Origin of the sequence: Luteolibacter sp. Populi, assembly GCF_040801775.1 — a bacterium.
Classification (GTDB): domain Bacteria; phylum Verrucomicrobiota; class Verrucomicrobiia; order Verrucomicrobiales; family Akkermansiaceae; genus Haloferula.
In genome coordinates this window covers 186,826-206,569 of sequence record NZ_CP161812.1, presented here as the reverse complement: position 1 = coordinate 206,569, position 19,744 = coordinate 186,826, and the positions used below count along the sequence as shown (strand labels likewise).

Annotated in this window: 13 protein-coding genes and 3 pseudogenes; 14 read left to right on the top strand and 2 right to left on the bottom strand. The window is 64.7% G+C overall.

Annotated features, from left to right (window positions below):
- Positions 1-53 precede the first annotated feature (53 nt).
- The 9 genes and pseudogenes from ABWK72_RS00760 (at position 54) to ABWK72_RS00720 (ending at position 12,140) form a co-directional block, all read left to right on the top strand.
- The gene (locus ABWK72_RS00760) at positions 54-1,070 is read left to right on the top strand and encodes an AAA family ATPase (protein WP_367872862.1); all 1,017 of its coding nucleotides are present in this window, start codon (positions 54-56) and stop codon (positions 1,068-1,070) included.
- Positions 1,071-1,082: 12 nt separating this feature from the next.
- Positions 1,083-2,879 (top strand): hypothetical protein, encoded by a 1,797-nt coding sequence (locus tag ABWK72_RS00755; protein WP_367872861.1) that lies wholly within the window; start codon positions 1,083-1,085, stop codon positions 2,877-2,879.
- 27 nt (positions 2,880-2,906) lie between these two features.
- On the top strand, positions 2,907-3,923 hold the full coding sequence (locus tag ABWK72_RS00750; RefSeq protein WP_367872860.1) for an ABC transporter ATP-binding protein: 1,017 nt from the start codon (positions 2,907-2,909) through the stop codon (positions 3,921-3,923).
- Positions 3,924-3,926: 3 nt separating this feature from the next.
- Positions 3,927-5,501, top strand: a complete 1,575-nt coding sequence (locus ABWK72_RS00745) for a hypothetical protein (RefSeq protein WP_367872859.1) — start codon at positions 3,927-3,929, stop codon at positions 5,499-5,501.
- On the top strand, positions 5,498-6,379 hold the full coding sequence (locus ABWK72_RS00740; protein ID WP_367872858.1) for a DUF58 domain-containing protein: 882 nt from the start codon (positions 5,498-5,500) through the stop codon (positions 6,377-6,379). The genes ABWK72_RS00745 and ABWK72_RS00740 overlap by 4 nt, the downstream gene beginning before the upstream one ends.
- Positions 6,380-6,574: 195 nt before the next feature.
- A pseudogene (locus ABWK72_RS00735) lies at positions 6,575-6,724 on the top strand (type II toxin-antitoxin system HicB family antitoxin); the annotation flags it as partial.
- Between the two features lie 465 nt (positions 6,725-7,189).
- On the top strand, positions 7,190-9,028 hold the full coding sequence (locus tag ABWK72_RS00730; RefSeq protein WP_367872857.1) for a BatA domain-containing protein: 1,839 nt from the start codon (positions 7,190-7,192) through the stop codon (positions 9,026-9,028).
- Positions 9,025-9,423 (top strand): hypothetical protein, encoded by a 399-nt coding sequence (locus ABWK72_RS00725; RefSeq protein ID WP_367872856.1) that lies wholly within the window; start codon positions 9,025-9,027, stop codon positions 9,421-9,423. Before ABWK72_RS00730 ends, ABWK72_RS00725 begins: the two co-directional genes overlap by 4 nt.
- Entirely contained in the window at positions 9,420-12,140 is a 2,721-nt protein-coding gene (locus ABWK72_RS00720; protein WP_367872855.1) for a VWA domain-containing protein, read from the top strand. The genes ABWK72_RS00725 and ABWK72_RS00720 overlap by 4 nt, the downstream gene beginning before the upstream one ends.
- Positions 12,141-12,393: 253 nt before the next feature.
- Here ABWK72_RS00720 and ABWK72_RS00715 read toward each other — a convergent pair whose 3' ends face one another.
- On the bottom strand, positions 12,394-13,659 hold the full coding sequence (locus ABWK72_RS00715; RefSeq protein WP_367872854.1) for a PDZ domain-containing protein: 1,266 nt from the start codon (positions 13,657-13,659) through the stop codon (positions 12,394-12,396).
- Between the two features lie 14 nt (positions 13,660-13,673).
- A complete protein-coding gene (locus ABWK72_RS00710; protein ID WP_367872853.1) occupies positions 13,674-14,738 on the bottom strand; it encodes a S1C family serine protease in 1,065 nt (354 codons plus the stop codon).
- Positions 14,739-14,760: 22 nt separating this feature from the next.
- On the opposite strand from ABWK72_RS00710, the pseudogene ABWK72_RS00705 reads away from it, so the two are divergent.
- The 5 genes and pseudogenes from ABWK72_RS00705 to ABWK72_RS00685 form a co-directional block, all read left to right on the top strand.
- Positions 14,761-16,323 (top strand): annotated as a pseudogene (locus ABWK72_RS00705) (transglycosylase domain-containing protein); the annotation flags it as partial.
- Between the two features lie 37 nt (positions 16,324-16,360).
- A pseudogene (locus tag ABWK72_RS00700) lies at positions 16,361-16,741 on the top strand (penicillin-binding transpeptidase domain-containing protein); the annotation flags it as partial.
- Positions 16,742-17,005: 264 nt separating this feature from the next.
- The gene (locus tag ABWK72_RS00695) at positions 17,006-17,137 is read left to right on the top strand and encodes a hypothetical protein (protein WP_367875387.1); all 132 of its coding nucleotides are present in this window, start codon (positions 17,006-17,008) and stop codon (positions 17,135-17,137) included.
- Positions 17,138-17,206: 69 nt separating this feature from the next.
- Positions 17,207-18,931 carry a transglycosylase domain-containing protein gene (locus ABWK72_RS00690; protein ID WP_367872852.1) on the top strand — a complete coding sequence of 575 codons (1,725 nt, stop codon included), beginning with the start codon at positions 17,207-17,209 and terminating at the stop codon, positions 18,929-18,931.
- 254 nt (positions 18,932-19,185) lie between these two features.
- Positions 19,186-19,596, top strand: coding sequence for a Minf_1886 family protein (locus ABWK72_RS00685; RefSeq protein WP_367872851.1), 411 nt, complete (start codon positions 19,186-19,188; stop codon positions 19,594-19,596).
- The last annotated feature ends 148 nt before the right edge of the window (positions 19,597-19,744 follow it).

The window sequence follows — 19,744 nt, the reverse complement described above, 5'->3', positions numbered from 1 at the left end:
ATCCGGTTTTCCGCTAGATCGCGGAGGGTCGAAATCGTCTGACCCCTGACTCCATGGAATACGCCTCCGAAACTGAAGTCGGCTCTGCCGGGAAGCATGTCCGTTCGCTCTCCGCGGCGCTCAATCAAGTCCTCTTCGGCCAGGAGGAACTCGTCGATCTGGTGCTCACGGGAGTGCTGGCGCGAGGTCACATCCTGCTGGAAGGCCTGCCGGGCTTGGGCAAGACGGAACTCGTCAAAGGTCTGTCCAAGTGCCTGCGGCTGGGGACCAAGCGGGTGCAGTTCACGCCCGACCTGCTGCCGGGAGACATCACCGGCAACCCGGTGCTGCAGGAGGTCGACGGCCGCCGCGCCTTCGTCTTCCAGCCCGGGCCGCTGTTCACGAACATCGTGCTGGCGGACGAAATCAACCGCGCCTCGCCCAAGACCCAGTCCGCCTTGCTGGAAGCGATGCAGGAGCGGCGGGTGACGGTGCTCGGCGAGTCCCATGAACTCCCCCGCCCTTTCTTCGTGCTGGCCACCCAGAACCCGATCGAGCTGGAAGGCACCTACCCCTTGCCCGAGGCGCAGCTCGACCGCTTCCTTTTCAAACTCGAAGTGACCCGCAACAGCGTCGAGACGCTGGAGCGGATCGTCACCCAGCGCGAGCTCGGCACCGAGCCGGTGGTCGAGGCGATCATGGAGGCTTCCACCCTGGACGAAGTGCTGACCTTGGTCCGCCGCATCTACCTGCCGGACGTGGTGGCGAACTACATCGCGCGGCTGGTGGACGCCAGCCACCCCGGCCAGAGCAATGCCGCCCGCGGCATCCGCTACGGGGCCAGTCCGCGCGCGGCGCTTTCGCTCGCCTCCGCGGCCAAGGCCCGGGCGCTGATGAACGAGCGCACCCACGCTTCCTTCGAGGACGTGCGCTTCGTCGCCCCCTCGGTGCTGCGCCACCGCATCGTGCTGGAATACAACGCGCGGGTGGAAGGGCTGACCAACAACGACATCGTCCGCAGCCTGATCGAGGAAACACCGTTCCAAGGCGGGGCCACTCCCAAGACCCTGAAACCGGTCACCACCGCCTGATTTTTCCTGCCCATGCTCACGCGCGCCCTCTCGCTCCTCCTTCTGATGGCCGCGCCGCTCGCGGCGCAGCAAAGCCTCTTTCTCCATCAGCCGGACCCGAAGTCACTGACCAAGGTCGAGGCCAACGCCCTCTTCAGCCACCCGGCGCCCGGAGGCTTCCTGCCGGTCCGGATCACCGTCAACAACGCGGGCGACCAGGACGGCAACATCGATATCCGCTGCGTGGCCAATGACGGCAGCAGCGGCGGCCAAGGCAGCGAGGTGACTTCCAGCTTCAAGCTCGGCGCGCCGGCCGGCAAGCTGACCCGTCACGACATCCTGATCCCCTGCTCGACCCTGCTGAACTTCGGTTACGGCGACGGCTCGGTGCAGGTGAGCCTCGCGATGTCGGGCTCCTTCGGCAGCAATAGCGGGAACCTTTCGGCGAGGTACGGGGATACCCAGCCGGCGGTGCTGCTGAGCGAGGCCTTGTTCACGCCGAACGGCTCGATGCTCGACGCCGAGATCGCATCGAAGTCGGGATCGCGCGGCGGTGCGAACTTCGCCGCGAAATTCGATCCCCACGAAATGCCGGACGATTGGCGGGCTTACTCCGGCTTCGACGGCCTCGCGCTGACCGACAGCGACTGGACCACGCTGAGCCCGGGGGCGCGGACCGCGATCCTGCGCTGGAACCGGCTCGGCGGGCGGCTGGTGATTCTCGCCGTTTCCACGAACTCGGATCTCGCCACGCTCGGCATCAGCGACCTCGCCGCCGGCGAGCGCTCCGCGATCCGCAGCTTCGGCAACGTGAGCATCGAACCGATCAACAACAAGCTCACCCTGGACAAGGATGGCGTGGAAGCGCTGGTGGACCGCTTCACCAACAAGGACAACCTGCCGGCGCTGAACACCTCCATCCGCAGCGACTTCAGCTCGGCCTGGCCCTTGCAGGGGCTATTCGATCCCAAGAGCTACAACTACGGGCTCTTCATCGTGATCCTGATCGCCTTCGGCATCCTGGTCGGGCCGGTGAACCTGTTCGTGTTCGCGAAATCCGGACGGCGTCACCGCTTGTTCATCACCACGCCGCTGATCGCGCTCGGCACCAGCGTGCTGCTGATCGGGCTGATCATCCTGATCGACGGCTTCGGCGGGCGCGGCATCCGCGTGACGCTGATGGAAGTCCGCCCGGACGACGGCGAGAACGCGGCCTATGTCTATCAGGAGCAGGTCAGCCGCACGGGCGTGCTGTTAGGCGCGGGCTTCACGGTCGCGGAGCCAGCGGCGATCACCCCGGTGCCGCTTTCATCCGGCTCCCAGTGGAGCCGCCTGACGGACGACAACAACGGCGGCGGGATGCGCTACGAGGCGAACCTCCGCGACGGCAAGCTCGAGGTGGAAGGCGATTGGTTCCAGAGCCGCTCGGAGCAGGGCCAGTTCGTGCGCGCGATCGTCCCCGGTCGCGGCCGGATCGAGCTGCGCAATGCCGACGGCCCGCCCTCGATGATCTCGACCTTCGATTTCCCGATCGAGCGGATCTATTACGTCGATGCCGCCGGCGGCTACTGGTGCGGCGAGAACATCGAGCGCGGCAAGGCTTTCAATTGCCGCGAGGCCCAGCAGGCGGAAGTGGCGGACTTCGTGAAGGACGCGAGCGCGAAGCTTTCCGCGCGCACTAGGAAGGCCCTCAAATCGCTCGATCCGCTCGAGCGGGGCAGCCGGCACTTCATTGCCGTTACCGACAAGGCACCGGGCATCGCCACCTTCGAGGGGATCAAGTGGACCTCTAGCACCACCTACATCACCGGCCCCGTGGTCGCGCCTTAAGCAAGCCCCCCGCCTACTTTCTTTCCCATGTCAGAGACAGCCATCAAGGTTCACAATCTGTATCGCTACTTCGGGCAACTGAAGGCGGTGAACGGAATCAGCTTCGAGATTCCCCACGGGTCGGTTTGCGGCTTCGTCGGCGCGAACGGTGCGGGCAAGACCACGACGATGCGGATCCTCGCGTCGCTGGACTACCCGACGATGGGCGTGGCGGAGATCTGCGGGATCAACGTGGTGCACCACCCCGAGGAAGTGCGGCGCTTGATCGGCTGGATGCCGGACCATTTCGGCAACTACGAGCACATGACGGTGCTGGAGTATCTCGACTTCTACGCGCGGGCCTTCGGCTACAAGGGCAAGGAGCGCAAGACGCGGGTGCAGGAGGTGATGGAATTCACCGACCTGGTGCCGCTGGCCGAGCGCTTCTCTAACAAGCTCTCCAAGGGCATGACCCAGCGCCTCTGCCTCGGTCGCGCGCTGCTCCACGATCCGCAGGTGCTGATCATGGACGAGCCCGCCGCGGGTCTCGATCCGAAGGCGCGGGTGGAATTGAAGCACCTGATCCGGGTGCTGGCGCAGGAGGGCAAGACGATCTTCATTTCCTCCCACATCCTTTCCGAGTTGGGCGAGATGTGCGATTCGCTGCTCTTCGTGAACGGCGGGCGGATCGTCCACCATGGCGATGCGGAGACGCTCAAGCAGGGCACCGATTCCCACGGCGGGATGCTCTACGACATCCAGGTCATCGGCGACCCGCAGGCGGTCGCGGACTGGTGCGTGATCAACCCGCATGTCGAATTCCTGGAATCCCGCAAGGCCGGCGGCCGGATCCGGATCGAGGCGGACGATCCGGTGCGGGCCGCGGACGTGCTGCGCCGGATGATGAAGGACGGCCTGCAGGTCGTGGAATTCCACAAGGAGCAGCGGAACCTCGAGGACGCCTTCATCGACATGCTCGGCCGGATCGACCGCGGCGAGGGCGCCCTGCCGACGGTAGTGAAACCGCAGATGCCCGCCTTCACGCCTTCGGACAGCCCGAACTGAATCATGAGCGTCCCCGCCGCAGCAGCCGCCGCCAAACCGCCGCCGATGGATTCGGAGGTGATGGGCCGTTTCGACGATTTCAGCGACAAGCTTTCGCCGATGCTAGTGAAGGAGCTCCGGCAAGGTCTGCGGGCGAAGACCTTCGTGATCGTCTTCCTGACCTTGCAGGCGCTGCTGGCGGTGGTGCTTCTGATCGGGATCAGCGCGGCCTCACCCGAGGGGGCCGGTCAGGTGGTGAGCAAGGTGATCTTCCTGTTCTTCTCGATGGCGGTGCTGCTGGTGCAGCCGCTGCGGGGGGTCGGTGCGCTGCACAATGAGATCAAGGGCAACACGATCGACCTGATGGTGCTGACGCGGCTCGGGGCCTGGCGGATCGTGCTGGGCAAGTGGGTCGCGATCGTCAGCCAATCGGCGCTGCTGCTGACGGCCATCGCACCCTATCTGATCCTGCGCTACTTCTTCGGCGGGATGAACCTGTTCGCCGAGCTGCTGCTGCTCGGCCTGGTGTTTCTCGGCTCGGCGATCTTCACGGCCTTCACGGTGGGGATTTCCGCGATCGCGCCGATCCTGGTGCGCGGACTGGTGCCGCTGGTGGTGGCGATCGGGATCGCGATGGGCATCTTCGGTGCGATCTTCGACGACGGGTTCCACGAGATGATCGAATTCTGCTCCTTGCAGAAGGAGGGCATGGGCTGGGGCCTGCTGGCGGGGATTCTCACCGGCGTCTATGGCGGCTGGTTCGCGCTGGCCTCCGGAACCTCGATGATCGCGCCGATGGCGGAGAATCACAGCACGGCCCGCCGCGTGGCAGCCATCGCCGCGGTGCTGGCGCTTGCGGTGATCGCCTGGGGGGGAGACTTCGATCGCGCCTCGGTTTGCGTCCTGCTGGTGCTGTTCTCGGTGCCGGCGATTGCCTTCGCGCTGACCGAGCCTTTCGAACTGCTGCCGCCGGTCTGCCGGCCTTTCCTGAAATACGGGGCCGCGGGAAAACTTGCCGGGCGATTTTTCTATCCGGGCTGGCCTTCGGGGATCTTGTTCACCGCATTGCTGTTAGGGTTAGGCGCGGCGGTACACTTCGGCCTTCAAGCCTTGAATCCGGGTTACATGCCGGGGATCGACCGGGCGCGGATGCAGGATGTCACGATGCTGGCCTTTACCGGCACCTTGCTCCTGCCGGCGGTGGTCCTGCGGATCTTCTCGGCGAAGGTCCGCCACGCCTTCGCTTTCTACCTGTTCATCGCCGTGATCTTGGGCGGGCTCACGCTGGGGCTTGCGATGATCAGCCAGTGGTTCATCACCGAGTATGTGGAATCCCCGAAGTTCCTCTGGTACTTCTCATGGATCCCGCCGGTGAAGATGCTGCTGGCGAAGATGATTCAGGATGACTTCTACGCCGTCCTGCGTGATGGCAGACCGACCACCGGCGCGCCCAACTACGTGCCGGTGGTGATCACCGGACTGATCACCACGGGAACCTACCTCGCGGTGCTGCTGGTCTTCGCCGTGCGGAAATTCGCGGCGCTGCGCGAGATCGAGGAAGATGCCGACGCCCAACCCGTGCCCGACACCGCCCCATGACCCGCGACGAACTATCCCGCTGCCACGCCCGGGCGCTCGCCGCCACGGGTCGCTTGAGACTGCCGCTGCGTTCGCGCGTGTGGAAGGGTCAGGCGGGCGAATTCCAAGGCGCGGGCGTGGGATCCTCGCTCGATTTCCAGGATCACCGCAATTACGTGCCGGGCGATGACCCGCGCCACATCAACTGGCAGGCCTACGCCCGCACCGGCCAGTACACGATGAAGCTCTACCGCGAGGAAGTGCGGCCGGTGGTCGATGTGGTGCTGGATGCTTCCGAGTCGATGTTCTTTGACCCGAAGAAGGCGGAGCGGGTGGCGGAGTTGTTCTGCTTCGCGGTCGAATCCGCACGGCGTTCCGGTGCGGCGACCAGCGTGCACCTGGTGCGGGGCGATTCGGTGCGGCCCCTGCCCTCTGAGATCATCGCGGCGCACCGCTGGCTCGATGATGCGCGCTCGATGAAGGCGAGCGACCCGGCGCTGCCGCCGGACCTTTCCCGCATCCCCTTCCGCGGGAATGCGATCCGGGTCCTGATCTCGGACCTGCTCTTTCCCGGCGACCCGGAACCGGTGATCCGCCTGCTGGCGGCCCGCCAAGGCAGCCCGATCCTGCTGGTGCCCTTCCTGCAATCCGAGGCGACCCCGGAATGGGCGGGCAACTACGAATTCGTGGATGCGGAGCGGAACTCGCGGCATCATCACCGCATCGAGCCGTCCGTGCTGAAGCGATACAAGGAAAGCTACACCAACCACTTCGCGTTTTGGAAAACCGCCACGCGCCGTCACCAGTGCAAGATGGCGCGGGTTGCGTGCGATGTGGATTTTCAAACTTCCTTGTTCGCGGAGGCACTGCCGAGCGGGGCGTTGGAGACGGCGAATTGAAGTTCCAAGTGAGAAGGACCAAGTGCCAAGATTGTGAAGTTCCAAGTGAGAAGGACCAAGTGCCAAGATTGCGAAGTTCCAAGTGAGAAGGACCAAGTGCCAAAGCGGAGAATCGAATTTCAGATTTAAGATTTAAGATTTCAGATGGGAAGAGCTGCGATTCGGCAGCCATCCCGGGTCGCGACTTTCACCCCAATGAACGGAGAATTCACCGCCATCGTTGAAGTTGCCGAGGAGGGAGGCTTTTGGGCCTCCTGTCCCGAAGTGGCCGGTGCGAATGGCCAGGGGGAAAGCCGGGAGGAGGCGAAGGAGAATCTTCGTGAGGCGATTCAATTACTGGATGAGGCGGCTTGGGTTTATGAGGCGGCCCTGCGAAGCACCGTATCTCCAGAGAAAATCGAGCGTTGGGCGGATGAGAAGATCATGGCGATTGACCCGCCGCCTTATTGGCTGATTGAGCTTTCGAGCTTGAAGAGCCGCGATTCGACTGACTACGCCGCAATCATCAGGCCCCAAATGCTCCAACCCTTGACGACCGGGCAGAGAATCGCGCTGGTCGCCGCGGCCTTCGAACGGCAGTTGATCGACTTCAAGAAGGCTCTTAGACTTCTGTTTCAGATTTGGATTCCCCGGCCCTCCAGGTCAGCCCCAGCAGATTTCCCGGAACCGATCGCGGATTTGCTGTCGGAAGAAGATTGTTGTTGGGACATGCCGCGGGAAGATTTCGAGGCCCGTTGTGCCGCGGCTCTGGCGGAGCACCTGCAAAGCCATGAACGCCGCGGAGAGCGACCTTTCCTGCCCTCTTAATCGATGCTGACCCTTGCCAACCCTGCCGGCCTTTGGGCGCTCCTCGGGATTCCCGCGGTGCTGGCGATTCATTTCCTGCAACGCCAGGCGGTGATCCTGCCGATGTCGACGCTGTTCCTGTTAGAGAAGACGCAGCGGGAGTCGGCGAGCGGGCGACGGCTGGACCGGCTGATGAATTCGGTGCCGCTGTGGATGCAGTTGCTGGGGGTGCTGCTGCTGACCTGGCTGCTGGCGGAGCCGCGCTACCAGAAGCCGAAGAGCACGCAGCGGGTCGCGATCGTGCTGGATTCCTCGGCCTCGATGGCGGTGGGCAAGGACAAGCTGAAGGAGAAGCTGGTGGCCTCCTTGCCTGAATTGCAGGGAGCGGCGGCGGCGCTTGAATTGACCTTGTTGGAGAGCACGCCGGGCAAGCCGCGGCTGTATGCGGGTTCCTCGGCGGAGGAATTCGGCCTGGCGCTGGATGCTTGGAAGCCGCGGGCGGGCCTGACCGATCCTTCCTACGCGCTGCGGCTCGCGCGCTCGCTGGTCTCGCGGGATGGAATCGTGGTCTACGTGACGGACACGCCGATGGAGACGCCGCCCTTCAATGCGCGGGTGCTATCACTGGGGGAGAAGATCGAGAATGTCGGCTTCACCGGCGTGACGATCGGCGAGAAGGAAGGGGCGGTGATCTGGCAGGCGATGGTCCGCAACTACGGCAAAGATCGGACTTCGCGGACCTGGCAGTTGGAACTTCCCGGCGGTGGCAAGACCGAGCCGAAGTCTTTCGAGATCGATGCAGGCTTGATGATCACCCTGCAGGCGGCTTTTCCGGAGGGAGCGCAGCGGGCCCGGCTGGTGCTTTCCGCGGATGCCTTCACGCTGGACGACAGCCTGCCGATGGTCGCGCCGCAGCCGAAGTCGCTGGCGCTCTTCGCGGCGACCGGCGAGGCCTACGAGGCGCTTTCCACCAAGCTGATCCGCTCGCTGGCCGCGACCCATGCGGTGAACGACACTGCCAGCGCGGACCTTACCATCCTTTCCTACGATCCGCTCGACCCGGTCTCGGCGACGGGCAATGCGGTGGTCTTCGTCCGCGACGACACCCGCAGCGGAGCTTATCTCAAAGGCGGGATCATCGCGGAGAAGCACCCCCTGATCGACGGCCTGAACTGGCAATCGCTGCTGGTGCGCGAGGCGATCCAGATCCAGCGGCGGGACTCGGACACGGTGCTGCTGTGGCAGGGTCCGCGGGCGCTAATCTTCCTGCGTGAAACGGCGGCGACCGCGGAAACCCCAGCCTCGCGGCAGCTCTGCTTCAACTTCGACCTGCGGCTTTCGAACGCTTCCACGCAGCCGGCCTTCATCGTGATGCTGCATCGCTTCGCTGAGGAATTGCGCGCGGCCAAGATCGCGCCTGCCACGGAGAATCTCGAGACCGGCCAGCCGGTGACGCTCGCCGCAAGCGCCGCGAAGGATGCGCCGGAACTGAAGATCGAGACGGTCGATCTGGCGGGGAAAGTAATTTCCACGGAGAACCTCCCTGCCTCTGCCAGCGTGAGATTGGAAGCGCCGCTGGACTCCGGCTTCCTGCGCGTCCGCCAGGGCGAGACCAGCCTGTTGGAGGCCAGCGTCTATTTTGCCGACACCCGGGAGGCCGACTTCCGCGCCTGCGATCCGGCGAACACGCTGGCGCAGGGCTCGGCGGCTGCCGTGGAACGCAATACCGACGAGGACCAGTGGTGGCGGGCGTGGTTCCTCTTGCTGCTGGCCGCGCTCCTGATTTCGTGGCATTTCACGCGTGAACGGGAGGCCCGCAAGGCCCAAGTTGTCCCCGCCCCGCCGCAAGGGAACCCCGCATGAAAATCCCCTTCCCCGCCGCCTCCGTCCTGCTCTGCGTGCTGCCACTGCTGGCCAGCAGTTGCGGGAACTCGCGGGCACTGCGCCACAAGGACCAATCGGTCACGGTGTCCAAGCGCGCCTTCTTTTCCAGCGACGCCGCCAGGTACTGGCTGGTCGGAGCCAAGCCGGGACAGGTCACGAATGCCGACGAGGTGGCCGTCTATCGCAAGGCCAAGGGCAGCGGTGCCGCGCCGGTGAAGTGCACCGGCTTCATCGACACCACCCGGCCCGCGCGGATCGAAGTCCGGCTGGCTGAAAAGCACGGCGGTAGTTGGGAGCAAGCGCGGGTCAACGGTTCCTACAAGCTTGCCGATGAGAATGCTCCGCGGCCCTTTTACCATTGGTTGATTCCATGACTTTCGGTTCTCCAGAGTGGTTCCTGATCATCCCGGCCTGTCTGTTCGCGGGCTGGTTCTGGAAAAGCCTGCGGCTGTGGTCGCCGTTGCGCGCGCTGCTGATCCTGCTGGCGGCCTTCGGACTGGCCGATCCGAAGGTCAACGTGCAGGAGGACGCGATGGACCTGTGGGTTCTGTTAGACCGTTCCGACTCGACCGAGGATCTGGTGGACAAGGGCCTGCCCGAGTGGAAGCGGCTCTTGGAAAACTCCGCTCCCAGCCGGCGCGACAAGGTCTACTACTTCGACTACGGCGGCGAGATCGTCGAGACCGGCACCGATGGCGCGAGTTATACCGGCTCCCGCAAATTGACCCGCACCGGACTGGCGATCTCGCATGTGGCGGCGCTGGCCAGCGAGAAGCGGCCCTCGCGGGTGCTGGTTTTCACCGATGGCTTCGCGACCGAGCCGCTGCACGAGGCGGCGGAGGAGCTTGCGGCGCGCGGCATCCCGCTCGACTTCCGCTTGGTGCGGGAGGAAACGCTGGACGACTTCCGGCTTTCGCGGATCGAGCTGCCGGAGCGGGTCCAGGCGGGCGAGCCTTTCTTGATCGCGGCCACCGTCCGCGGGTCCTCCGATGCGGATGTGAAGCTGACGCTGCGGCGCGGCAGGCAGACGCTGACCGAGACCACGGTCAAGCTGGTGAATGGCGTGGGTCGCGCGGAATTCACCGACCGCATCCCCCGCTCCGGTGCCTACCAGTATGAGGCGGAGGTGGCCGTGGATAGCGCCTCCGGCTTGAAGGATGCGCACATGGGCAACAACAAGGCCTCGCGCTGGATCGAGATCACCGGCGGGCCGCGGGTGCTGCTGGTGACCAAATATACGGACGATCCGGTGGCGAAGGTGTTGTCCTCGCTCGACTTCACCGTGGAGACCGTCGAGCCGTCGCAGCTCCAGCCGGGCCGGCTGACGGGCGCGCGGGCGGTGATCTTCAACAACGTGCCGGCCTTCGAGGTCCCGCAGGACTTCATGAACGCGCTGGACTTCTTCGTGCGTGAGCAGGCCGGCGGTTTCCTGATGGCCGGCGGCAAGCAGTCCTTCGGCTCCGGCGGTTACTTCCATTCATCGATCGATCCGCTGCTGCCGGTGTCGATGGAGTTGAAGAGCGAGCATCGCAAGCTGGCCGTGGCGCTGGCGGTCGTGCTCGACCGCTCGGGCTCGATGTCGGTGAGCGTGGGCCCCGGTGCGGGCGGCAAGGACTTGAAGAAGATGGACCTGGCCAACGCCGGTGCCGCGGAGGCGATCGGCCTGCTCGGGGCCATGGATCACGTCTGCGTTTTCGCCGTCGATAGCCAGCCGGAGGCGGTGATCCCGATGACCCAGGTGAAGGCGAACCAGGCCGCCATGCAGGCGCGGGTTCGCAAGGTCCAATCGCAGGGCGGCGGCATCTTCGTCTATGAGGGATTGAAGGCCGCTTGGGACGAATTGAAGGGCATCAACGTCGGCACCCGTCACGTGATCCTCTTCACGGATGCGAACGACACCGAGGAACCGGGCGACTACAAGCGCCTGCTGGCGGAGATGCAGAAGGAGGGCGCGACCGTCTCGGTGATCGGTCTCGGCACGCCGAAGGATGTCGATTCCGCCTTGATCGAGGACATCGCCAAGCGCGGAGGGGGCCGGGTCTTCTTCACCGACCGGCCGATGGATATTCCGAAGATTTTCGCGCAGGAGACCGTGACGATCGCGCGCTCGGCCTTCGTCGAGGATCCGGTGGGTGCGCAGCCGAGCGGGCGCTGGACGGAGATCTCGCCGAAGCCGCTCGACTGGCTGCCGCAAGTGGACGGCTACAATCTTTCGTATGCCCGCGAGGACGCGACCACTTCGCTGGTGAGCAAGGACGAGTATGTGGCGCCGCTGGTCGCGCATGCCCGCCGCGGTCTTGGCCGGAGCGCCGCGGTTTCGTTTCCCCTGGGCGGCGAGTTTTCGAAGGATATCCGCGATTGGAAGGGCTATGGCGACTTCGTCCAGACGATGACGCGCTGGCTGATGGGCCTCGATCTGCCGCCGGGGATCGGCCTGAAGCACCGTCTCGACGGCACGCGGCTGACGCTCGATCTGCTCTACGATCCCGAGATGTGGTCGCAGAAGCTTTCCGCCTCGCCGCCGCGGCTGCGGATGATGGAGAGCGGGCCCGGTGCCACGCCCTTCGATGTGCCGTGGAAGCGGATCGCGCCGGGTCACTTCACGGTGACCCGCGATCTTGACGAAGGCTCGGTGATTCGCGGCGCGATTCAGGTGGGTGAGCACGCGCTGCCCTTCGGCCCGATCACCGTGGGGGCTTCGGTGGAATGGTCTTTCGAGCCGGAGCGTTTGGCGGAGCTGCGCACGGTTTCGGCGCAGAGCAGCGGGCGGGAATTGATCGATCTTTCGAAGGCTTGGCTGCGTCCGCCGACGCGGCAGGATGTTTCGCTGCGGATGTGGATTGCGCTCGGGATGCTGGTGGTTTTGGTCACGGAGGCGCTGATGACCCGGACCGGTTGGAAGCTGCCTTTGCCGGGATTGCCCGACTTCTCCAAGCGCCAGAAAGTGGTGAAGCCGAAGAAGGTGAAGGTGGTGAAGCCTGCCGAGATCCAAGTTCCCGTGCATCCCGAGGACAAGCCGGCGGTGACGGCGCAGGAACCGGAGGATACGGAGCGGAGGTCACGGTATCAGCGGGCGAAGGACCGGAAGTGAGGGGGTAACGCGCGAGCGTCAGAGTGCGTGAAGGCACTGTTCCACGGAGGGTGCCTTTGTTGTTTGGCAATTCCGGAAGGTGTGGATAGCGCCGTCGCTTTGCTGCGTGCCTGTCCCTGGAGCCGGAGTGGCAGGGACCGTTCTGCGGGCCGGTGGCTCCGCACTCCCAGCGGTAGAGCCGTCCTTGGGGCATCACGGCAGGAGGCTGCCGCAGTCCGCGGTCGCTGCGCGACTTCCCAACCGTGTCCTGAGCTTACTCGTCGATGCCCTGCATCTCTTCCTTCATCCGGTCCATCAGGCGCTCCATGTCTTCCAGATTGCGGCGCAGGCGGTCGGCCGAGCCGGGCTTCATGGGAATGACGCGGGGTTTGGGACCGGCCTCGCCGTCCTCGTTGCTGGCGACCGCTTGGCGGGCCTCCTCATCGCGTGCGGCCATGGCAGCCCGGGCACCATCGACGGTGGTGGGGTCGGATGCCAGGATGCGGTTGAGGTGGGCGGCGGGGATGATGAAGCTGCGGGTGCGGCCTGGGCGGGCAATCGCAATGCCCACGACCTTGCCATCGAGGTCCACCACGGGTCCACCGCAGCGGTCGCTCTCGAGCGGCATATCGGTCTGGATGGCGGCGGGGAAGCCGCTGCTGACGAGGCTCGGGGGGCGTTTGAGGCCCATTCTTTCCATCATGCGGAGGCGGCCGTTCGGGACGCCATCAAACTCCCGCTTGGCCTTGAGCCCTGCTTTGGCGACCTCGTTCTTACCGTCGCGCTGGTAGTGGATCTCGATCGTCTCGCCGACACCGTGACCGGCGAGGGCGTTGCGCATCTCGAAGAGGCTGTTCACGGAGCGTCCGCCGACCGACAGGATCACATCGCCGGATTCCAAACCCGATTCCGCGGCACCGCTCTCCTCATCCACGGTATTGATTCTCACTCCGCTGCCCTTGTAGGTGCTATCGAGAAACACGCCGAGGACGGCTTGATCTTTTTCGCGCAGCGAGCGGGCTTCCACCGAGACCACGCCGACGCCGGCGGGTGATTCTTCCGGGGAGGCGGCCACCAGCATCCGGCCCAGCTTCGGGGCCTCGCCCTTGGCAAAGACGGCCGGCGGGAATTTAGCGCCATCGAGTTGGAGCATGGCGAGATCCTCGTCCTGGTAGACGCCGGTCACGGTGGCCTTGGCAGAGGCACTGTCGTGCCCGACGGCCAGGATCGTGCCCTGGGCCATGGCGATCTCGCTCCATTTCGTGAGTACCTTGGTGCCATCTCCCACGACCGTGCCGAAGCCGACCGGACGCCGGCCACGGCCGGTATCCGCCCAGATCCAGACGGTGGAAAGCCGGGCCGTTTGGGCGACCGGGCGCAGGGTATCGTAGAATTCGTTTTTCTGCTTCTGCACCTCGCGCGCTTCCTCCGGCCGCATCAGGGGCACTTCGGGCTCATCCTCGAGCATGCGCCCGCGCTGGGCCTGGCTGCTTGCGAGCAGGGCGGCATTCAGCAAAGCCGCCATCAAAGTCGTCTTCATCGTTGGAAAAGTGTTCACTTCGGTTGTTCCTGCTTAATCAGTTCCACTTCGACTTCCACGGAATTGCCACCGCGGTTGACGCCCACCTTGACCTTGTCGCCGACCTGCTTCTTGGCAAGGAACACCCGCAGGAAGGCACCGTCGCGGACTTTCGTGCCGTCGACGTTTTCGATGATATCACCAGGCCGCAGTCCGGCCTTCGAGGCGTGGGCGGAAACGGCGGCAATCACCACCCCGCCGCCGCGGATCGCATTGCCCATCTCGATGCCGAGGATCGGGCGCTCCGGATTGAGCATGGGGTTCATCTGGAGTTCGCCCCAGACCTCTCCGGCCATCAGGCGATCCCAGTCTTCCTTGAAGCCGTCCACGCCCGCGTGGTTGTTATTCTTGAGGGCATTGCCGATCGAGGAATTGATGCCGACGATGTGGCCTTCCAGATCGAAAAGCGGGCCGCCGGAATCGCCGCCGATCAGCGCGCAATCGGTCGTCATGAAATTCCCCGGGCCGTCCGAGACCACCCGGCCGAAGCGCACCGGCGGCGTCCGCGCGGCGTCGAAGCCGGCGGAATGCCCCATCGCGATCACCCAGTCGCCCGCTTGGAGGGGTTTGGATTCGCCGCGCTCGATGAAGGGCCAAGGGCCTTCATCCGTGATTTTGACCATCCCGATGTCCTTGGAGAGGTTGGCTCCCAGGACCTTGCCGTGGACCTGCTTACCGTCCGGAAAGACGACCTGGACCTCCTCCGCGCCCTCGATGACGTGGGCGGCAGTGAGAATCAGGCCGTCGGCGGTGGTGATCACCCCGGAGCCGGAAGCCCCGGAATCCGGGGAAATCAGGGCCACCGTCACGGGCATCGCTTTGGTTGCCACGGCGGAGATTTTCTGTTCGAGCTTGCGCACGTCCTCGATCGTGGCCACCGGCTCCCGCGCCCACGCCGGGAAAAACAGCGCCGCCGCGAGGGCTGCACCGGCTATTCCATGGAAAAATCTTTTGTGCTTCATCGCTTCGTCACACGTCGAAGCGATACCGTGCACCATCTTCGTCTGAGTCGGCACATCGCCATCGCTTCTGCGGATCATCCGCTGTAAATTCTCCAAGTCCATGCCGAATCCACCTTCGAAGGAACCGGGCAAACCCACCGGCAAAGCCGCCGACAAGCGCTCTACCAACCGCAAGAAGCCCCCGGAATCCAAGCCGTCCGCGCTGGGCACGGTGATTCTGTTTTGGCCCTTTCTGATTTTCCACCGCCTGATCAAGCCGCTGCCGGGGGCGATGCGCCTGCCGCTGCGCTTCGCGGGGGATCTGGCCATCGCCGGACTGTATGCCGCCCTGATCATGGGCACTTTCTACTACATCCGCGCCCGGCCCTACGACATGGCGAAGGTCGCGGAGATGCCGCAGCGGACGATCGTCTATGACCGCCGCGGCGAGGAACTGGGCCGGATCCACGGCGAGAAGCGCGACGTGGTGGACATCGCGAACGTCTCGCAGGACTTCATTTTCGCGATCGTGGCGCGCGAGGACAAACGTTTCTACAAGCACGGCGGCGTGGACTGGGTGGGCGTCGGGCGGGCGATGGTGGAGAACTTCAAGCGCGGCGGGGTCGAGCAGGGTGCCTCCACGCTGACCATGCAGCTGGCCCGCAACAGCTTCCAGCTCAAGCTGCCGTGGCTGGATTTCGCGCCGAAGCTACAGGAACTCGACCGCAAGATGCTGGAGGTGGCGGTGTCCTTCCGGATCGAGTCCGCCTATCCCGGGGACGAGGGCAAGCAGTTGATCCTGCAGCACTACGTGAACCGGATTTTCTGGGGCCACTCGATCCGCGGGATCGAGGAAGCGGCGCGAACCTACTTCGAGAAGAATGCGAAGGATCTGACGCTCTCGGAGGCCGCGCTGCTGGCGGGCATTGTCCGCGGTCCGAACGCCTTCTCCCCTTTCAACGACATCGGGCGGGCGAGACACGAGCGCGACACCACGCTCGATAGCATGGTGCGGGAGGGCTTCCTGCCGCCGGACCAGGCGGAGGCCGCAAAGAAGGAAGCGATCACCATCCGCCCCGAATGGAAGCGCATCTTCCACGACAGCTATGCGATGGACGCGATCCGCCGCGAGCTCGAGCGGATCCTGGAAGAGGAAAACATCGAGATGGGCGGCCTGAAGATCCGGACCACCATCGACCACCTGATCCAGCAAAAGGCGGAGGAAGCGCTGGATGCCAAGCTCCGCCAGGTCGAGCGCTCGCCCGGCTACCCGCACCAGACGCGGGCCAAGTGGAAGGAACTCCCGGCCGATGGCAAGACCCCGCCGCAGTACATCCAAGGCAGCGTGGTCGCGATCGAGAACTTGACCGGAGCAGTCCTGGCGGTGGTCGGCGGACGCGATGCCGACGAATCGAAATTCAATCGTGCGATCCAAGGCCGCCGCCAGATCGGCTCGGTCTTCAAGCCCTTCGTCTATCTTGCAGGCTTCGATGCGGGGCTGCGGCCGGACACGCTGATCAACGATGGACGCCTGATCCGCGGCGAAATCGCGGGCGCGCGCGGCTGGTCGCCGGATAACTCGGACGGCAAGTATGGAGGCTTCCTGCCCGCTGCCACCGGCTTGATCCGCTCCCGGAACACCATGTCCGTGCGGGTGGGCAACCGGGCGGGAATCGAACAAGGTCGCGGAGGTCTCGGAGTCCGTGGGCTTCCAGACGGCGATGCCGAAGAGCCCGATCTCCTTCCTCGGCTCATGGGAAGCCAGCACCTACGAGGTCGCTTCCGCCTACACCATTTTCCCGAATGGCGGCGTGCGCTACGCCCCGCGGGTGATCGACGAGATCCGCGACCGCGATGGCAATGTCCTCTACAAGAACCCGCAGCTCTCCTACGTCGCCACCCGCTCCGGCTCGGCTTGGTCCGTCTCGAACATCCTGCGGGAAGTCACCGAGCGCGGCACCGCCGCTTCCGTGAAATCGCTCGGCTTCAACAAGCCCTGCGGCGGCAAGACCGGCACCACCAACGAGTATCGGGATGCTTGGTTCGCGGGCTACACATCCAGCATCACCTGCGCCGTGTGGGTCGGCCTCGACACACCCAAGAAGACCATCGACCGCGGCTACGGTTCAACCCTCGCGCTGCCGGTGTGGGTGGAGGTGATGAAGACCGCCGACAAGCTGGGCTACAAGGCGGAGGGCATCAAATCCCAGCTCTCCTTCACCGAGTGCCGGCTCTGCCGCGAGTCCGGCAAGCGGGCCACCGCCGGTTGCGAAACCGCGGGGCTGGCCTATACCGACAGCGTGCCGGAAGACATCCTGCCGGCTGCAAACGACCTTTGCCCGATCCATCCCGCCAAGGCCCTGGCCGTGAATGCCGACGATGCCGAAATCCCGAAGGCACAGGCCATTGATGAAATTCCCAAGGCCCAAGCGGTCGAAGAAGGTCCCATCGTTGAGGAGGAAGAAGCGCCGCTCAAAGCCATTCCCGTCGATGAGTGAGTACAAGAAGGGGCCAGGCGTCGGGGGTCAGGGGCCAGATCCGGAGTTTAACGTTCGTATCTGACGCAAATGGCATCCTGGCGCACGACTCGCAAAATCCCGGCCTGGCTGGCGTGGATGCCGGAGTGGCTGCGTACTTTCCTGCGCTGGTCGTTCTTCGCGGGCATGGGTGCGGCGATCATCGCCTTCATCGTCTGCCTGTATTTTTTCTCGGAAGCCTCGCGCTTCGATCTCTCGGAAGTCGGGAAGATGCCAGCACGGACGCTGATCTTCGACCGCAATGGCCGCGAGCTCGGCGGAGCGGGCGGCAACAACCGGCGCTTGATCACCCGCAGGGATCTGCCGGATTTCCTGGTGAATGCCCTGCGCGCCCGCGAGGACGCCCGCTTCTTCGATCACTGGGGAGTGGATTTCCGCGGCCTCGCGCGGGCCACGGTGCGCAACGTGAAGGATGGCGAATTCACCCAAGGTGCCTCGACCCTGACGATGCAGCTCGCCCGCAATACCTACGGCGAGGACCACAAGCAGCTGAAGGCGAAATCGATCCACCGCAAGCTGCTGGAGATCGCGCTGACGCTGCGGATCGAATCGCACTACAAGAAGGACGAGATCCTCGCGCACTACCTGAACCGCATCTACTTCGGCGCCGGTTGCCATGGCGTGGACCAGGCCGCGCGGACTTACTTCGGCAAGCCGGTCTCCGAGTTGAACGAGGCCGAGTGCGCGATGATCGTGGGCATCATCCGTGGCCCGCACATCTTCTCGCCCTTCCGCAATCCCGATGCCGCGAAGGAGCAGCAGGAGCAGACGCTGGCCCGCATGAAGGCGATGAAGCTGGTCAGCGAGGCGGACGCCGAACGCATCCGGAAGATGCCGGTCAAGATCGTCCCGCAGGAACAGCGCACCTCGGAGCGAACTTACGTGCTCGAAGCCGTGCAGCGGGAACTGCAGGAGATCATCGACGATGAGGACATCCGGGACGGCGGGCTGGTGGTGCGCAGCACGCTCGACAGCGGCTGGCAACTGCGGCTCGAAACCGACCTCGGCGAGGCCCTGCAGAAGATCGAGCAATCGCAGAGCTGGCAGTATCCGGCGCTCGGCGCGCACCAGCCCGGCCAGGAGCCCGCCTACCTCCAGTGCGCCGCCGTGACCTTGGAGACGAAGACCGGCGGTATCTTGGGCTTGGTCGGCGGGCGTGATTACGGGGATTCGCGCTTCGACCGCAGCACCGGCGCGCGCCGCGATCTCGGAGCCGCCTTCGAACCTTGGATCGCCGCCGCCGCCGCCGAGCGTGGCAAGCTGGTGCTGCCCGGCAAGCCGGTCCAAACCGGCCGCCAGATCGGACCGAAGGAGACGGCCCGGATCGCCAAGCGCTGCGGCATCACCGGGCCCTTCCAAGAGACCGAAGACCTCTTCCGCGGGATCGCCGCCGCCACGCCGATGGAACTGGCGACGGGCCTCGCGACGCTTGGCAACGAAGGCAATCGCCCGAAGCCCTTCCTGATCCAGACGATCGCCGCTGCCGACGGCAAGCTGCTCTATGAAGCCAAGCCGGCACTCTCTCCCGCGATCGGCCGCCAGGCGGCCAAGGAGGCTGCGACGCTTCTGGAAAGCAACGCGGGCACCCGCGTCTACGGCGGGGCCACCGGTTCGGGGCGCGATGCCTGGCTAGCGCGCTTGGGGCCGAAGGGTTCCACGGCGATCTGGGTCGGCTTCGACCAGCCGCAGAAGATCAGCTCGCCCGCGCAGTTGGACGAGGTGCTGGCGGATATTGCGAAGCGGCTGGGGAACTGAAGTTCCAAGTGCCAAGGGGGAAGTTCCAAGTAAGAAGTTCCAAGTCCCAAAAAAGGCAGGAACAATCCCTGCGGGCCGCTGCCGAGGGCTGTTCCTTGGTACTTGGAACTTCGGTCCTGCCTTCCTTGGGACTTGGAACTTTTCACTTGGAACTTCCTACGTGAATCCACGAGCCGCTCCCGATCCTAACAGTCGATAGATCCCTCGCTAACAGCTTTGACTCGCCCGCGGCGCGCTGGCATTCTCCCGTGCGGATGAAGGCACTGCAATTCGAACAAGCCGTCGAATCGATCATCAAGCGCGACAAGCGCTTCGATCCGCTTGCCTACCTCTTTCTGAAAGAGGCCCTCGACTTCACCCTGAAACGGGCTGCGGACGGGAACGATGGCGAGTCCCGCCACGTGACCGGCACCGAACTCTGCCTCGGCTTCCGCGACCTCGCGGTCCAGCAGTTCGGGCCGATGGCCGGGACCCTGATGACCGAGTGGGGCCTGCGCGAGACATCCAACATCGGCGAGATCGTCTTCCACCTGATCGAGGAGCAGATGTTCGGCAAGCAGGACAGCGATACGATGGATGATTTCGAGGCGGTCTATGATTTCGAGGATGCCTTCGTGGTGCCGTTCCAGCCGAAGCGGAAGCGCGAGCGGGAATTGGTGAGGTGATCACGATCCGGAGCTTGGCATAAGCGAGAGCCCGGGATCAAAAGCGTGGTACGTGTGCCCTTTCAGGGCACGTCTCCCGTTGATTGCACACCCCGGGTTTCACCCTGACCTTTATACACAAGTCCGCGCTCCGGCATGAAATCCGCCG